Source organism: Flavobacterium sp. PL002, assembly GCF_054165825.1.
On the sequence record NZ_CM135110.1, the window covers coordinates 997,449 to 1,012,564 of the forward strand.

14 protein-coding genes and 1 tRNA gene are annotated in these 15,116 nt (G+C 32.8%); 10 read left to right on the forward strand and 5 right to left on the reverse strand.

The window, feature by feature from the left end; genetic code table 11:
- The first annotated feature begins 1 nt into the window (after window position 1).
- Together ACVEGE_RS04415 and ACVEGE_RS04420 are read left to right on the forward strand one after the other, a co-directional pair.
- Window positions 2-751: an MlaE family ABC transporter permease gene (locus ACVEGE_RS04415; protein WP_173852572.1), complete on the forward strand. Its 750-nt coding sequence runs from the start codon at window positions 2-4 to the stop codon at window positions 749-751.
- Window positions 748-1,509 (forward strand): ABC transporter ATP-binding protein, encoded by a 762-nt coding sequence (locus tag ACVEGE_RS04420; RefSeq protein ID WP_173856652.1) that lies wholly within the window; start codon window positions 748-750, stop codon window positions 1,507-1,509. Before ACVEGE_RS04415 ends, ACVEGE_RS04420 begins: the two co-directional genes overlap by 4 nt.
- Before the next feature lie 68 nt (window positions 1,510-1,577).
- Here ACVEGE_RS04420 and ACVEGE_RS04425 read toward each other — a convergent pair whose 3' ends face one another.
- From ACVEGE_RS04425 to ACVEGE_RS04435, 3 genes are all read right to left on the reverse strand, one after another.
- Complete coding sequence (locus tag ACVEGE_RS04425) at window positions 1,578-2,177, reverse strand: SprT-like domain-containing protein (protein WP_192500739.1); 600 nt, start codon at window positions 2,175-2,177, stop codon at window positions 1,578-1,580.
- A 15-nt stretch (window positions 2,178-2,192) separates the two neighbouring features.
- Complete coding sequence (locus ACVEGE_RS04430; protein ID WP_192500740.1) at window positions 2,193-2,870, reverse strand: SDR family NAD(P)-dependent oxidoreductase; 678 nt, start codon at window positions 2,868-2,870, stop codon at window positions 2,193-2,195.
- 112 nt (window positions 2,871-2,982) lie between these two features.
- Window positions 2,983-4,122, reverse strand: a complete 1,140-nt coding sequence (locus ACVEGE_RS04435; RefSeq protein ID WP_192500741.1) for an acyl-CoA dehydrogenase family protein — start codon at window positions 4,120-4,122, stop codon at window positions 2,983-2,985.
- Window positions 4,123-4,345: 223 nt separating this feature from the next.
- Here ACVEGE_RS04435 and ACVEGE_RS04440 point away from each other — a divergent pair, with 223 nt between their 5' ends.
- The 8 genes from ACVEGE_RS04440 to ACVEGE_RS04475 all read left to right on the forward strand — a co-directional run bounded on the left by ACVEGE_RS04440 (window position 4,346) and on the right by ACVEGE_RS04475 (window position 11,073).
- Window positions 4,346-5,413 carry an anhydro-N-acetylmuramic acid kinase gene (locus tag ACVEGE_RS04440; RefSeq protein ID WP_192500742.1) on the forward strand — a complete coding sequence of 356 codons (1,068 nt, stop codon included), beginning with the start codon at window positions 4,346-4,348 and terminating at the stop codon, window positions 5,411-5,413.
- A gap of 146 nt (window positions 5,414-5,559) precedes the next feature.
- Window positions 5,560-6,144, forward strand: a complete 585-nt coding sequence (locus tag ACVEGE_RS04445) for a chalcone isomerase family protein (RefSeq protein ID WP_173856648.1) — start codon at window positions 5,560-5,562, stop codon at window positions 6,142-6,144.
- 89 nt (window positions 6,145-6,233) lie between these two features.
- Window positions 6,234-7,460 (forward strand): Glu/Leu/Phe/Val dehydrogenase dimerization domain-containing protein, encoded by a 1,227-nt coding sequence (locus tag ACVEGE_RS04450; RefSeq protein ID WP_173856647.1) that lies wholly within the window; start codon window positions 6,234-6,236, stop codon window positions 7,458-7,460.
- A 217-nt stretch (window positions 7,461-7,677) separates the two neighbouring features.
- On the forward strand, window positions 7,678-8,382 hold the full coding sequence (locus ACVEGE_RS04455) for a MotA/TolQ/ExbB proton channel family protein (RefSeq protein WP_173856646.1): 705 nt from the start codon (window positions 7,678-7,680) through the stop codon (window positions 8,380-8,382).
- Window positions 8,383-8,428: 46 nt separating this feature from the next.
- Entirely contained in the window at window positions 8,429-8,821 is a 393-nt protein-coding gene (locus ACVEGE_RS04460; RefSeq protein WP_173856645.1) for an ExbD/TolR family protein, read from the forward strand.
- Window positions 8,822-8,854: 33 nt separating this feature from the next.
- On the forward strand, window positions 8,855-9,649 hold the full coding sequence (locus tag ACVEGE_RS04465; RefSeq protein WP_173856644.1) for an energy transducer TonB: 795 nt from the start codon (window positions 8,855-8,857) through the stop codon (window positions 9,647-9,649).
- A gap of 41 nt (window positions 9,650-9,690) precedes the next feature.
- Entirely contained in the window at window positions 9,691-10,911 is a 1,221-nt protein-coding gene (locus ACVEGE_RS04470) for a bifunctional folylpolyglutamate synthase/dihydrofolate synthase (RefSeq protein ID WP_192500743.1), read from the forward strand.
- 87 nt (window positions 10,912-10,998) lie between these two features.
- Window positions 10,999-11,073: transfer RNA gene (locus ACVEGE_RS04475), tRNA-Val, on the forward strand.
- Window positions 11,074-11,895: 822 nt separating this feature from the next.
- Here ACVEGE_RS04475 and ACVEGE_RS04480 read toward each other — a convergent pair.
- Both ACVEGE_RS04480 and gldJ read right to left on the reverse strand, forming a co-directional pair.
- Window positions 11,896-13,182 carry a UDP-N-acetylmuramoyl-tripeptide--D-alanyl-D-alanine ligase gene (locus ACVEGE_RS04480; protein WP_192500744.1) on the reverse strand — a complete coding sequence of 429 codons (1,287 nt, stop codon included), beginning with the start codon at window positions 13,180-13,182 and terminating at the stop codon, window positions 11,896-11,898.
- A gap of 65 nt (window positions 13,183-13,247) precedes the next feature.
- Window positions 13,248-14,924 carry a gliding motility lipoprotein GldJ gene (gene gldJ / locus ACVEGE_RS04485; protein WP_173856641.1) on the reverse strand — a complete coding sequence of 559 codons (1,677 nt, stop codon included), beginning with the start codon at window positions 14,922-14,924 and terminating at the stop codon, window positions 13,248-13,250.
- Window positions 14,925-15,116 lie beyond the last annotated feature (192 nt).

The window sequence follows — 15,116 nt, forward strand, 5'->3', positions numbered from 1 at the left end:
TATGATGCTCATTCGATATTTATCACAAGTAGGTCGCTACTTTTTAATGCTACGAGAAATTTTCATTAAGCAAACCAAATGGTCTGTAATGAAAAAATTAATCTTTAAAGAAATAGACGATTTAATCATCGACTCATTAGGAATCGTTGCTTTTATCTCTTTCTTCGTAGGAGGAGTTGTTGCCATACAAACAGCACTCAACCTTACGAACCCATTGATTCCCAAATACCTTATTGGGTTTGCAACTAGACAGTCAGTAATTCTAGAGTTTGCCCCCACTTTTATCTCCGTTATTATGGCGGGTAAAATGGGATCATTCATCACCTCTAGTATTGGAACCATGCGTGTTACCGAACAAATTGATGCGCTTGAAGTAATGGGTGTTAATTCATTAAATTACTTGGTTTTCCCTAAAATTATTGCTTTACTAATGTATCCTTTTGTAATAGGTATCAGTATGTTTTTAGGAATCCTAGGAGGATGGGTAGCTGGTGTTTACGGTGGTTTCACTTCAAGTGATCAGTTTATTTTAGGAGCACAAATGGAATTTATTCCGTTTCACATTGCATACGCATTTATAAAAACATTGATTTTCGCAATGTTATTAGCAACAATACCTTCTTTTCATGGATATTATATGAAAGGTGGCGCACTTGAAGTAGGAAAAGCAAGTACAGTAGCCTTTGTTTGGACAGCTGTATGTATCATACTTTTCAACTATATTTTAACCCAATTGTTACTAGGAGCATGATAGAAATAAAAAACATAGAGAAATCATTTGGTGGAACCAAAATTCTCAAAGGTATTTCGACTGTTTTCGAAACTGGAAAAACAAATTTAATCATCGGACAAAGTGGATCAGGTAAAACTGTTTTACTAAAAAGTCTTCTCGGAATACACACACCAGAATCAGGGCAAATTTGTTTTGACGGAAGGGTATATTCAGAATTAGAAGATGACGAAAAAAGAGAATTACGTACAGAAATAGGAATGGTTTTTCAAGGAAGTGCCTTATTTGACTCCATGACTGTTGCCGAAAATGTAGCTTTTCCATTAAAAATGTTCACCAAAGACAATAGAGCGGCAATAAAAGAACGTGTTGATTTTGTACTTGAAAGAGTTGCTTTAAAAGATGCTCACAACAAATTACCTTCGGAGATTTCAGGAGGAATGCAAAAACGTGTTGCAATTGCAAGAGCCATCGTTAACAAGCCTAAATACCTTTTTTGTGACGAACCTAACTCAGGCTTAGATCCAAATACGGCAACGCTAATTGACAATTTGATCAAGGAAATTACTGAAGAATATGACATCACAACCGTTATCAATACACATGATATGAATTCGGTTATGGAGATTGGAGATAACATTTTATTCCTAAAAAACGGTATAAAAGCATGGCAAGGAAACAAAGACGAAATTTTCAGAACAGATAATGAAGATGTTGTTGACTTTGTTTACTCCTCTAACCTTTTCAGAAAAGTAAGAGAAGCGTATTTAAGAGAGTAATCTTAAAAATGACACATTGTAAAAAAAACAGAGATCGATCTAAAATCAGTCTCCGTTTTTATTTTTTTTTAATTTGGTAGTAATTCAACTTCTGCATTTGGATTGAACAAATACAATTTTCCTGAACTTATTTCTAAACACTCAAAACGTTTTGTTCGCACCGCCATTTTCTTAAATATCTTACCGTTTTTGATTCTGAAAACGCTCCCAAATGGAATTTCAAAAACGTAGTTGTTATCATTTTGCTTGTCAAATTGCTTTAGAGCGAGCGCTAAAGTCGCATCAGTATCACTACTTGCACTAGGATTTCTAAAGTGCTTCGCTAGCAATGGTAAAAGATGATTTGGAAAAATCTCTGGTCGAATATAAGGCACCATTAATTGTTGAAATGTGTATTTCCACTCTTGCCCATGCGGCTTGATTTTTCTACCAAACTTTTCAAAGGCAACTAAATGACCAATTTCATGAATAAGCGTTATTAGAAATTTGTATTTATTCAAACTTGAATTAACCGTTATTTCATGTTTGCCGCTAGGACCTTTTCTATAATCACCATGGCGTGTAGCACGTTCATTTACAATTTTTAAATGCACTTGATTGCCAACTATTAAATCAAATACAGGTTTAACAGCATGTTCCGGAATATATTTAGCAAGTGTTTCAATCAAAACTTATAGTAACTTTTATGGATTAGTAGAAGAAACCTGCAACACTTTTCCGTTAAAATATTTATCCCCTGTTAGGGTAAAATCATAAATATAGTCCGCCATTTCGTTAGCTTGAATTGGCGCTTGGTAACCTGGAAAAGCTTCTTGTAACATTTCTGTTTGTACTGATCCTAATGCCAAAACATTAAATGAGATTCCTTTTTCTTTGTATTCTTCTGCTAATAATTCTGATAACGTAATCACTGCTCCTTTACTCGAGCTATATGCTGCTAGTCCAGGGAACTTAAGACTTCCTTGGATGCCACCCATCGAACTTATCGTTACTACGTGGCTTCCTTTTTGAAGGTATGGAATACAAACGCGTGTTAAATTTGCTACAGCAAAAACATTTACTTTATATACGTTTTCAAAGTCAGCTTGTGTTAATTGTTCAAAAGGCTTATTAATTAGACTTCCTGCATTGTGAATAACCGCATCAACGTTTTTCCATATTGCCGAAAGGAAATTTACTACTTTATCTAATTGTGACTCATCTGACAAATCAACTGACAAACAATTTATATTTTTATGTGATAGCAATGCCTCTGGTGTTTTTCTAGAAATAGCTAAAACCTGATGTCCTGCATTTGCAAATTGCAACGCTAGCTCATACCCTATTCCTCTGCTTGTTCCTGTAATTATAATATTTTTCATGATACAAAAATAAACAAAACAAATAAAATATTCTACAACAGTAGTAGCAAAAAAAAATCCATTTCCCTAGTTAAGGAAAATGGATTTTAAAATATTTTATGTAAATCTTATGTTATGAAGTTAATCCTCTTGAAATTACAATTCTTTGAATTTCTGAAGTTCCTTCATAAATTTGAGTAATCTTGGAGTCACGCATCATACGTTCTACATGGTATTCAGCAACGTATCCGTTACCACCATGAATTTGTACCGCTTCGTTTGCTACTTCTAAAGCAATTTCAGAAGCATATAATTTTGCCATTGCTCCAGAATGTGCAATATCCATACCTGCATCTTTCTCACAAGCTGCTTTCATTACTAACAATCTAGCTGCAGTAACTTTTACATACATATCAGCTAATTTAAAAGCAATAGCTTGGTGATTGAAAATCTCTTTACCAAATGCTTTTCTTTCATGAGAATACTTCAATGCAATCTCGTAAGCTCCGGTTGCTATTCCTAATGCTTGAGAAGCAATACCAATTCTTCCTCCATTCAAGACGTTCATTGCAAACGCAAATCCAAATCCATCAGCACCAATTCTATTTTCTTTAGGAACTTTTACATCATTAAACATTAATGAATGTGTATCTGATCCACGAATACCCATTTTCTTTTCTTTAGGACCAACATCAAACCCTGCCCATCCTTTTTCAACGATAAAAGCATTGATTCCTTTGTGTCCTTTTTCGATATCTGTTTGTGCAATGACAATATAGGTAGATGCCGAAGACCCGTTAGTGATCCAGTTCTTAGTTCCGTTTAATAAATAGTGACCCCCTTTGTCAATTGCAGTTGTTTTTTGAGAAGTTGCATCAGAACCAGCTTCTGGCTCAGATAAACAAAAAGCACCAATTATATCTCCTTTTGCTAAAGGAACTAAATATTTCATTTTTTGCTCTTCACTACAATATTTCTCTAGACCTGCACATACTAATGAGTTATTCACTGACATAATTACAGCTGCAGAAGCATCTACTTTAGCGATTTCAGTCATTGCAAGAACATAGGAAATACTATCTAATCCTGATCCACCATATTTAGGATCTACCATCATTCCCATGAAGCCTAAATTGGCCATCATTTTAACTTGTTCAGTTGGAAATTTTGAATGTTCGTCACGTTCAATAACTCCTGGCAACAATTCTGCTACAGCAAAATCTTTAGCTGCTTGTTGAATCATTAATTGTTCTTCGGTTAGATTAAAATCCATAATTCTATTTCTTTTTTATTATTTTTTTTTAATTCTTATTATTACAAAATAGTGTTTTTTAATGTAATTTTACGCGTTACATTTAGATAAAAACATTTATTTCACAGTTTAGAATTGATGACTATTATATGTTGTTTAAAATTCCTTTCTTTATCTATAAAAAAAGTAGTCAAAGATACTTTTTTATTGTGAAATTTTCAATAGCGATTAACAATTTTGACCAATGAAAGAAGAATACTATAACGTTATCGGAGTAATGTCAGGAACTTCTCTCGATGGAGTCGATTTAGCCCACATTGAATTTTCGATAATAAACACTATTTGGAAGTTTAAAATTAAAGAAACAGCAACTATACCTTATAATAAGCTATGGATTGAAAGACTAAAAATAGCTGTAAATTTCTCTACAAAGGCTTTAGAGGAACTAAATCAAGAGTACACAATACTTCTTGCTAATATCATAAACAACTTTATAGAAAAAAATGCTATTGTAAATCTGGATGCCGTATGCTCTCATGGACACACTATTTTGCACCAACCACATGAAGGCATCACTTTACAAATAGGAAACCTTCCTGACATTGCTTCATTAACCCGTCAAAAAGTAGTTTGTGATTTTAGGGTTAAAGATGTTCAACTTGGTGGTCAAGGTGCTCCACTAGTTCCCATAGGTGATCAACTGTTATTTTCAGAATATGATTATTGTATGAATCTTGGTGGGTTTTCTAATATTTCATTTAATAATGACAACGAACGAATTGCTTTTGACATTGCACCGGTAAATACTGTTTTGAACTATTATGCAAATAAATTAGGATTAGATTATGATGACAAAGGGCAAATTGCAAAAGAAGGTACAATAAATCAAGCGTTACTTGCTGAATTGAATGATTTAGACTTCTATAGAAAGAGTTTTCCTAAATCATTAGGTTTTGAATTTGTAAAAGAAAGAGTCCTACCTATTATTGAATCTTATAAAATCACAATAAAAGACAAACTAAATACGTTTACTGAACATATTGCACAGCAAACAGCTGCGGCACTTCCTTTAAAAAAAGGTAGTTTATTAATTACAGGTGGAGGCGCTTACAATCAATACCTTATATCTCGTATAAATAATTTATTGCCAGATTTAAAGATTATTATCCCAGCTAAAGGAATTTTAGAATTTAAAGAAGCGTTAATATTTGCACTTTTGGGTGTTTTAAGATTAAAAAACGAAATTAATATTTTAAAAAGTGTAACAGGAGCATCAAAAAATCACAGTTCAGGAACGATTTATGATTTTTAAATCCATTTTTATTTGTTTTTAAGCAAAAAACAAATAAAATCCATAATTCTACTGATTTGACATCAATTCTAAGATATTTTTATGAAATTGATTTAAAATTGTGTAGTACTTTTGCAAACGAAACCAAATAAATAAAATTTTTTAGTATGAAAAAACTATTATCATTATTCGCATTAATAATCGCAATGCAATTTAACACTGTAAATGCGCAAAAAAAATTCATCGTTAACGGTGTCGAAATTCCTAGAACATTAGAGTTTAAAGGAAAAACAATGTCTCTAAACGGAGTTGGAGAACGTTCAAAGTTCTGGACAGATCTTTATGTTCAAGCTTTATACTTAACCTCTTTGTCTCAAGACCCTAAACAAATCCTTAATAGCGAAACTGAGATGGCAATATCTTTGCACATCACATCAGGACTTGTTAGCTCTAAAAAGTTATCAAAAGCTTTAGCAAAAGGTATGGAAAAATCTGTAGGAGAGCAAGGCATTAGAAAATTCGCTAAAGAACTTGAAGAGCTTGAAGCTTTATTGAGTACTGAAGATACTAAAATAGGCGATATATTTGAATTAACATTCAATCCTTTAGATGAGTCCCTTTGGATAACAAAAAACAAAGATTATAAAGGAAAAATTAAAGGCCTTGAATTCAAAAAAGCATTCTTTGGTATTTGGTTGTCTGAAGACCCAGTTGACAAAGGATTGAAACAAGATTTATTAGGTATATACTAGTAAAATTATTCTTTTAAATATTTCTACAATAATAAACAAATTGCATAATTCCTTTTTTATATTTGTAAAAATAAATATATCATAATAAAATGAAAGATTTACTGAAGAAATTCGAAAATAAAGAACCTGAAATTGTTTTTAACTGGAAAGATGCCGAAACGGAAGCCGAAGGGTGGACAGTAATCAACTCCCTACGTGGTGGTGCAGCTGGTGGTGGTACTAGAATGAGAAAAGGTTTAGACATGAACGAAGTTTTGTCTTTAGCTAAAACAATGGAAGTTAAGTTTTCGGTTTCTGGACCTGCAATTGGAGGCGCTAAATCTGGAATTAATTTTGATCCTAACGACCCTAGAAAAAAAGGCGTATTACAACGCTGGTACAAAGCTGTTTCTCCTTTATTAAAAAGCTATTATGGAACAGGTGGTGATTTGAATGTTGACGAAATTCACGAGGTGATTCCCATGACGGAAGAATGTGGTGTTTGGCACCCACAGGAAGGTGTTTTTAATGGTCATTTTAAACCTACTGAAGCTGATAAAATCAACCGTATTGGTCAATTGCGTCAGGGTGTTGTTAAGGTAATCGAAAATCCAAAATTCTCACCAGATGTTGCTCGCAAATATACTATTGCTGACATGATTACTGGATACGGTGTTGCTGAAGCTGTTCGTCATTTTTACACCACTTATGGAGGAGATGTAAAAGGTAAAAAAGCAATCGTTCAAGGTTTTGGAAACGTAGGATCTGCAGCTGCTTTTTATCTCGCTGATATGGGTGCAAAAGTTGTAGGTATCATTGATAGAGATGGTGGCTTGATTAACGAAGAAGGTTTTTCTTTTGAAGAAATCAAAACCCTTTTCTTAAACAAAGACGGTAACAAATTAGTTGCAGAGAACATGATCCCTTTTGAAGAAATCAATAAAAAAATATGGACTATTGGTGCTGAAATTTTCACACCGTGTGCCGCGTCAAGATTAGTACAACAAGACCAAATTGATAGTTTGATTGCTAGCGGACTTGAAGTAATTTCTTGTGGTGCGAATGTTCCGTTTGCTGATAAAGAAATCTTTTTTGGACCAATCATGGAGGATGTAGATCACAAAGTAAGTTTGATTCCTGACTTTATTTCTAACTGTGGTATGGCGAGAGTTTTTGCTTACTTCATGGAGAAAAAAGTTCAAATGACTGATGAAGCGATCTTTCAAGACACTTCAGAAATCATTAAAAATGCAATCGTTAAAGCACATGCGTTAAACAGCAGCAAAACTAATATTAGTGCCACTGCTTTTGAAATCGCTTTAAAACAATTAGTTTAAGACAAAATACGTCAAAAACAATTTACAAATCATTAAGCCAAATGTATTTCTACGTTAGAAATACATTTGGCTTTTTTTATTAAATAATTAATCCATAAAATTGGTATAATTATTGCAAAACAAAAGACAATGTTAAAAGTAGATTTGTTTATTTTTTTATCTAAAAAAGTAACAATTTTTATAATATATTAGCGTTTCATTACTAAAGAAAAATTGTATGAGTTTAATGTTACAAGCAGACACCTTATCTGTAGCACAAGAAAATCTAGCCGATGCGGTTCCAGTTGAAAAGACTTTATCTATTATTGAACTGTTAACTAGCGGAGGACTAGCAGGTCAAATCATTATGACTTCATTGTTCATTATGTTTTTTGCTGCTCTTTATCTTTATTTTGAACGCCTAATGGCAATCAATGCAGCCTCTAAAATTGACAGTAATTTCATGAGTCAAATTAGAGACAATATTAGAAACGGACGAATAGATAACGCAAAAATGCTTTGCGCTCATTCTAAATCTCCCGTTGCACGACTAATCGAAAAAGGGATCTCAAGAATTGGCAAGCCACTTGACGATATTAATACAGCAATCGAAAATGCTGGAAAACTCGAAATTTACAAATTAGAGAAAAACGTAAGTATGTTAGCTACAATCTCAGGAGCAGGCCCTATGACGGGTTTCTTAGGAACCGTAGTTGGAATGATTCAAGCATTTCATAGAATGGCAAGTGCTGGTGGTCAAATTGAAGTTGGCGCACTTTCTGAAGGGATTTATACTGCAATGACAACAACAGTTGTAGGTCTAGTAGTAGGAATTATTGCTTATGTAGGATACAATCACTTGGTAGTTAAAACCGATAAAATTGTGCACCAAATGGAAGCAAATGCAGTTGACTTTTTAGATTTACTAAACGATCCTGCATAAAATACAATCATTCGATTAAATTTCCGATAAATAACAAACATACAATATGAATTTAAGAGGAAGAAATAAAGTTAGTCCAGAATTCAATATGTCATCAATGACTGATATTGTTTTTCTTTTGCTAATCTTCTTTATGCTAACATCAACAATGGTAACCACTAACGCATTAGATTTAGTACTACCAAAGGCAAAAGGGAAAACAGACAGTAATAAAAACATCGCAGTAAGTATTAATAAAAAACTAGAATTCTTTATAGACAAAGAACCTGTACCTGAAGCAGAATTAGAATCTAAACTACTATCAGTACTTGGAACCGATAAAGAAAAAGCTATTATTTTAAGAGCTGAAGAAGGTGTCCCTATCGAAAAAGCGGTTAATGTTTTAGATATTGCTAACAGAAACCAAATTAAGGTTGTTCTAGCAGTTAGACCTAAATAATCCTTATTTGAAGTTAAAAAAGCACAATTCTACATGAAATACTTAGAAACAGAAGAAGAAAAAAAATCATTTGCCATCACATCAGTACTTTTTGTGATCATGTTTATTTTGTTTTTTTATTTAGGATTAACCTCTTTAGATCCACCTCCTGAAAACGGGATTGCGATTAATTTTGGAACTACTGAATTTGGATCTGGTGATAAGCAACCTACTGAAGCAATTCAGTCAGCTCCACAGCCCACAGCAGCACAGCAAGCAGCCTCGAGTGACGATGAAGTGTTATCGCAAGATGTTGAAGATGCTCCTGTAATGAAACAAGTAAAAAAAGCCCAACCTACAAAGGCAACTGCAGAAGATGAGAAACCAAAACCTAAAGAAAGCCCTAAGCCTTCTAAAAGCACCTCTGATGCATTATCAAGCCTAATCAACGGACCAAAGTCAGATGGCAAAGCTGCTGGAGGAGAAGGAAATGACGATAAAGCTGGAGATAAAGGAAGTATTAATGGCAATCCTTACGCTAACAGCTATTACGGATCCGGAGGTGGATCTGGAAACGGAAGCGGTTGGGGACTAAACGGACGATCCATAAGTTCTAGAGGTAAAGAAGTTCAAAAATGCAATGAATTTGGTACCGTAGTAGTTCAAATTACTGTAAACAGAAACGGAAGTGTTATTGGTGCCAAATACACTAAGGGAACAACTAACACTAACCCGTGTTTAGTAGAACCTGCTTTAGCCACTGCCAGAAAATACAAGTGGCAACCTGATGCTGATGCTCCAGAAACTCAAATAGGCTTCATAACAGTCAACTTCAAGCTAGGAGAGTAATCAACACTCCTACTCCATTCCATAATAATAAATTACGAAAAATGAATTACCAACAAACTACAGATTGGATGTTCAACCAACTCCCTATGTACCAACTTCAGGGAGCTTCTGCTTATAAAAAAGATTTAACAAACACTCATTTACTTATAAACCACCTTAACAATCCGCATCAAAATCTAAAATTCATACATGTTGCAGGTACAAACGGAAAAGGATCCACCTCACACATGCTAGCTTCAATATTACAAGAAGCTGGCTATAAAGTAGGGCTTTACACTTCGCCACATTTAAAAGATTTTAGAGAACGAATAAAAATAAACGGAAAGGATATACCAGAATCGTTTGTTTGTAGTTTTATTAATACCAACAAGACGTTTTTTGAAAGCAACGACATTAGTTTCTTTGAAATGAGTGTAGGATTAGCTTTTGATTATTTTGCTAAAGAAAAAGTCGACATTGCCATTATTGAAGTTGGAATGGGCGGTAGATTAGACGCTACAAACATCATTACACCGTTAGCATCTGTAATTACCAATATAGATCTAGATCACACCCAGTTCCTAGGAAACACTCTGACCGCAATTGCTACTGAAAAAGCAGGTATAATAAAACAAAATATACCCGTAATTATTGGCGAATATACAACAGAAACAAAAGCTGTTTTTTTGGCTGTAGCCAAAGAAAAAAATACAAACATCTATTTCGCCTCTGAATTAATCTCAGTTAACTTCCCATCTGACTTAATTGGTGATTACCAAATACACAATAAAAAAACCGTTTTACAAACTATTGAAATTCTTAATAAAGAAAAAGAATTTAGCGTTTCTGAAATTATGATAAAAAACGGATTATTAAATGTCATTAAAAACACGGGGCTGCAAGGAAGATGGCAACAACTAAAAGAAAACCCAAAAGTAATTTGCGATACGGCACACAATAAAAACGGACTAGAAATTGTATTTCAACAAATAGCTAAAGAACAATTTAAAAATTTGCATGTGATTTTTGGCGTAGTCAATGATAAAAACCTAAACTCAATACTACCTATACTTCCTACAAATGCAAAATATTATTTTGCTAAACCAAATAATCCTCGCGGATTAAACGCAGCTATTCTTGCTGAAAAAGCAACCCAACACGGGTTAAACGGAGAAGTATTTAATTCAATTACAGAAGCTTACACAAAAGCACTCGAAACCGCTAGCCACAGTGACTTGATATACATTGGAGGAAGTACATTTGTAGTTGCAGAAGTTTTATAATTTTTTTTCTCAAAATGCTTGTTTATCCAAAAAACAGTCTTATATTTGCACTCGCAATAAGGAAATGAAAATTATCGAATTGCAATAGGGCGATTAGCTCAGCTGGTTCAGAGCACCTCGTTTACACCGAGGGGGTCGGGGGTTCGAACCCCTCATCGCCCACAAAACTTCTCAAGAAATTGAGAAGTTTTTTTTTGCTATAAAATTTTCCAAAAAAGTCAACTTTTAGAACTCCTCTATTCTCAATGGCTATCTGGAGAATTCTGAAAACATTTATTTGCATTAAAAGATTCGCAGAAGTATTTGCATCTCTATTGTCAATAGTAATTTAATACTACATGATATTGTATTGAATGATTTAAAACCTGATTAACTCCTTTTTATCCCATTTTAATAATCTAGGTAGACTTTAGATACCATCTCGGTAGTCTTTTCAAATACATTTCTTAAATGTTGGTAAGATCATATTCTTTATTCAGCAACTATAACCACTATACTATCTTTCTTTGCCTTAGCTTCTTTGTTAGTTATTAAGCATAAAACTCTCCAGTTGACAGTAAGGTTATGTTTATGGATAAGTTTTTGATTAAATTATCAAGAAATAAAAGTAATTATTTAATCTACTGTCTATAAGCCAAGTTCTAAAGTCGTTAAAAAAATAACTTGTACTGATTTTGTAAGTTCTTACTTTACTCACTACAAAAGAAAGCAATAGCACTACAGTCATTAGTCATTTAATCTATTGATCTCTTTAAATAAATATGTAAACTCTTGTAGCAATTGAACTTCGTCTGTTATTAAATTCATTTCCAAAACCAACAAGATAAAATACAACTTGTCTTGTATCCTCATTAAGATACCATCTATGTGTAATATACAGATATACTTTGCATACACATAGGGTAAAGCCTCGATTTTTATTTCAGTAAAAAAAGCCGTCAAAAAAATATTTTGACGGCTTTCCTAAAATAAATAAATAATAGTCTATTTTAAATACTCTAAAGTTCTTTCTAATGCCATTCCTCTAGATCCTTTTATAAGTAACATACTGTTATCAATGCTATTCCCTTTCAAGTATTCAGAAAAATCATTGAATGATTTATAAAACTTAAAATTTTGTTTAGTATTTCTGCAATCATAAAAAGCCTCTCCTATAAAAAAACAGTTTATTTTTGAATTTAATTCCAGCGATGCTACCAAAGCCTTATGTTCCTCTTTAGATTCATCACCTAATTCAAACATATCCCCAAGAATCATTATTTTATTAGGCTTCTCTAATTGAACGAAATTAGCAATAGCAACTGCCATGCTACTAGGATTAGCATTATATGCGTCTAATATTATTTCATTAGAACCTTTAGCCGTTAATTGAGATCTATTATTAACAGGAACATATCCTTCTAAAGCCTCTTTTATAGCCGGTATATCAACTTTAAAATAAGTTCCAATAGCTATTGCAGCATCAATGTTATTTGCATTATACAAGCCTATTAAATGAGAGGAAATTATACAATCTAAATATTTAATAACGACAAATGGATTTGCGCTTGCTGAAGCAATATTTACATTAACCTCTTTATTAGCTATTCCAAAAGTAAAAGAATTCAAAACCTTACCTTTTTCTAATTGAATAGGGTCGTCCAAATTAATAAATGCCAACTTATTATTTTTTGAAATATAAGTATACATTTCGCTTTTACCTTCAATTACACCTGCTACTCCTCCAAAACCTTCTAAATGTGCTTTACCAAAATTAGTTATATACCCAAAATCCGGTGTAGCCAATTCACATAAAAAAGCAATCTCTTTTTTGTGATTTGCCCCCATTTCAACGATTCCGATTTCAGTATTAGAATCAAATGAAAGCAATGTTAAAGGAACACCAATATGATTATTTAAATTTCCAACAGTAGCTTTAGTATTGAACTTTTTAGAAAGAACAACATGTATCAATTCCTTTGTAGTTGTTTTACCATTACTACCCGTTAAAGCGATAATTGGTAATTTTAGATACTTGCGATGAAATTTCGCTAATTCTTGTAAAGCAACTAAACTATCATTTACTAATATAGTACGATCATCAATATAATAATCTTGGTTGTCAATAATAACATATAACGCGCCTTTATTTAAAGCTTCTTGAGCAAAGGTGTTTGCGTCAAAATTATCTCCTTTTATAGCAACAAAAAATGATTTTGGGATAATCTTACGAGTATCAATAGAAACTGATTTACTTTTTAAAAACAACTGATGAATGCTATTAATATCCATTAAAAAGGTGTTATAAGACAAAAGCCCTAATTAAAGGGCTTTTTATCAAAAATTATATTTTAAATTTAGTTTCTAGGAGATCTTCTTCTATCTGCTTTTGGTCCTACTCTAGACATAGCACATCTAAAACCAATGTAGTCAGTAGCCATATCTTGAGGATAGTATCTTCTTTGTGCTGGATCTAACCAATATGCTCTATCTCTCCAAGAGCCTCCTTTATAAACACGTACATCATCATTTATTAAAGTAGTTCTCGCACTTGATCTGTCATACTTTCTAACCATTCCACCTAAGCTGTCTGTAGTAACATTATGTTTAGGAGAATTATACATCTTTTTTGTTGCTGATGTTTTATTCTCATCAGATTCTGATGCACCAAAATCATAATATTTAGAAGATTGTTTATCTCCATCCCTATAGTTTATATTATCACTTTTAGAAAAGTTTTGTCTTAAATAAGTTTCATTTTCATCAACAGGAACCTGAGCTATATCTCCAGGTAAGTTTCTAACAATAATTTTACCATTACTTAAAGTATCTCTTTTCATTGTTTCTAATGTAACAATTTCTACTTTTCCGTCTTTTCCAATTTTGTTTTTAGTATAACGGTTACCTCTAAAGTAATTAAAGTCATTTGCTTCATTATCAACAATAGGTCTGTAAACATCCGCTACCCATTCAGCAACGTTTCCTGCCATATCATATAACCCAAAATCATTAGCTGGATATTTTTTTACTTCGTTAGTAATATCAGCACCATCATCAGACCACCCTGCGATACCACCATAATCTCCATTACCTTGTTTAAAGTTAGCTAATTGATCACCTTTAGTCTGTCTTTTACTTGAACGAGTGTATTCACCTGACCATGGATATTTCTTTTGACCTTTGTAGATATTATATTCTCTTTGTCCCACATCTGCCGCAGCTGCGTATTCCCATTCTGCTTCAGTAGGTAATCTATATTCTGGTAAAACAACACCTGAAGAACGTTGTGCATATACATTTTTTTCTTCAGTTACATTTCCATCTTTTCCTGGTTTAGGTGCTTTTCTAGCATCTTTTCTTTTTAAAACTAAATCTTCACTACCTCCGTAAGTTAATGTTGGAGCAATTAAATATGTCTCAGTACTAAAAGAACTTTCAGCAGTAACATCATCGGTTTTAGCATCTTTCTTCAAGAAACCTTTTTTCTCAAGAATAGCTTCATTTACACGGTCAGTTCTCCACTTACTAAATTCTACTGCCTGAATCCAATTTACACCAACTACAGGGTAATTTCCATAAGCAGGATGTCTCAAATAGTTATTAGTCATTGTTTCATTATATCCTAACCTGTTTCTCCATACTAAAGTATCTGGAGAAGCACCTTCGTAAATATGTCTGTATCTTTCATCACTTGGAGGAAAAACACTTTTTAAATACTCTAAATACTCTAAATACATTAAGTTTGTCACCTCAGTTTCATCCATATAGAATGATTGAATGTGTTGCTGAGTTGGAGTATTGTTCCAATCATGCATAACATCATCCTGAACTTTTCCCATTGTAAAAGTTCCTCCTTCTACAAAAACTAAACCTGGACCTGCTTCTTGTTTAGTAGAAGCTTTTTTTCCATCTACATTCCAACCAGTAGCTCTTGATGTGTTACTTGAACTAGATTTCTTGCTACAGCTAGCAAAACCTAAGACCATCATCATAGATAACATCAATCTTAAGGCCATAAATTTGTTTACTTTCATAATATTTTAAAGGTAATGATTTGGTGCCGCAATATAATAATTAACCATTAACATGCAATGCGGTTTTGAATAATTTTAAATTTTTGAAACTTATAACATAAATTATACATTTCAAAACGCGAAATTATACAATTTATTATTTACTTTTATATTAAATGATTTATTTTTGCTCATATATCATGTAAAAAAAAT

Bases quoted from the DNA above. Each gene is read 5' to 3' on its own strand.
- ACVEGE_RS04445 (WP_173856648.1), top strand. From the start codon at position 5,560: ATGAAAAAACTATTATCATTATTCGCATTAATAATCGCAATGCAATTT.
- ACVEGE_RS04415 (WP_173852572.1), top strand. From the start codon at position 2: ATGATGCTCATTCGATATTTATCACAAGTAGGTCGCTACTTTTTAATG.
- ACVEGE_RS04420 (WP_173856652.1), top strand. From the start codon at position 748: ATGATAGAAATAAAAAACATAGAGAAATCATTTGGTGGAACCAAAATT.
- ACVEGE_RS04435 (WP_192500741.1), bottom strand. From the start codon at position 4,122: ATGGATTTTAATCTAACCGAAGAACAATTAATGATTCAACAAGCAGCT.
- ACVEGE_RS04455 (WP_173856646.1), top strand. From the start codon at position 7,678: ATGAGTTTAATGTTACAAGCAGACACCTTATCTGTAGCACAAGAAAAT.
- ACVEGE_RS04460 (WP_173856645.1), top strand. From the start codon at position 8,429: ATGAATTTAAGAGGAAGAAATAAAGTTAGTCCAGAATTCAATATGTCA.
- ACVEGE_RS04465 (WP_173856644.1), top strand. From the start codon at position 8,855: ATGAAATACTTAGAAACAGAAGAAGAAAAAAAATCATTTGCCATCACA.
- ACVEGE_RS04450 (WP_173856647.1), top strand. From the start codon at position 6,234: ATGAAAGATTTACTGAAGAAATTCGAAAATAAAGAACCTGAAATTGTT.
- gldJ (WP_173856641.1), bottom strand. From the start codon at position 14,924: ATGAAAGTAAACAAATTTATGGCCTTAAGATTGATGTTATCTATGATG.
- ACVEGE_RS04430 (WP_192500740.1), bottom strand. From the start codon at position 2,870: ATGAAAAATATTATAATTACAGGAACAAGCAGAGGAATAGGGTATGAG.
- ACVEGE_RS04440 (WP_192500742.1), top strand. From the start codon at position 4,346: ATGAAAGAAGAATACTATAACGTTATCGGAGTAATGTCAGGAACTTCT.
- ACVEGE_RS04480 (WP_192500744.1), bottom strand. From the start codon at position 13,182: ATGGATATTAATAGCATTCATCAGTTGTTTTTAAAAAGTAAATCAGTT.
- ACVEGE_RS04470 (WP_192500743.1), top strand. From the start codon at position 9,691: ATGAATTACCAACAAACTACAGATTGGATGTTCAACCAACTCCCTATG.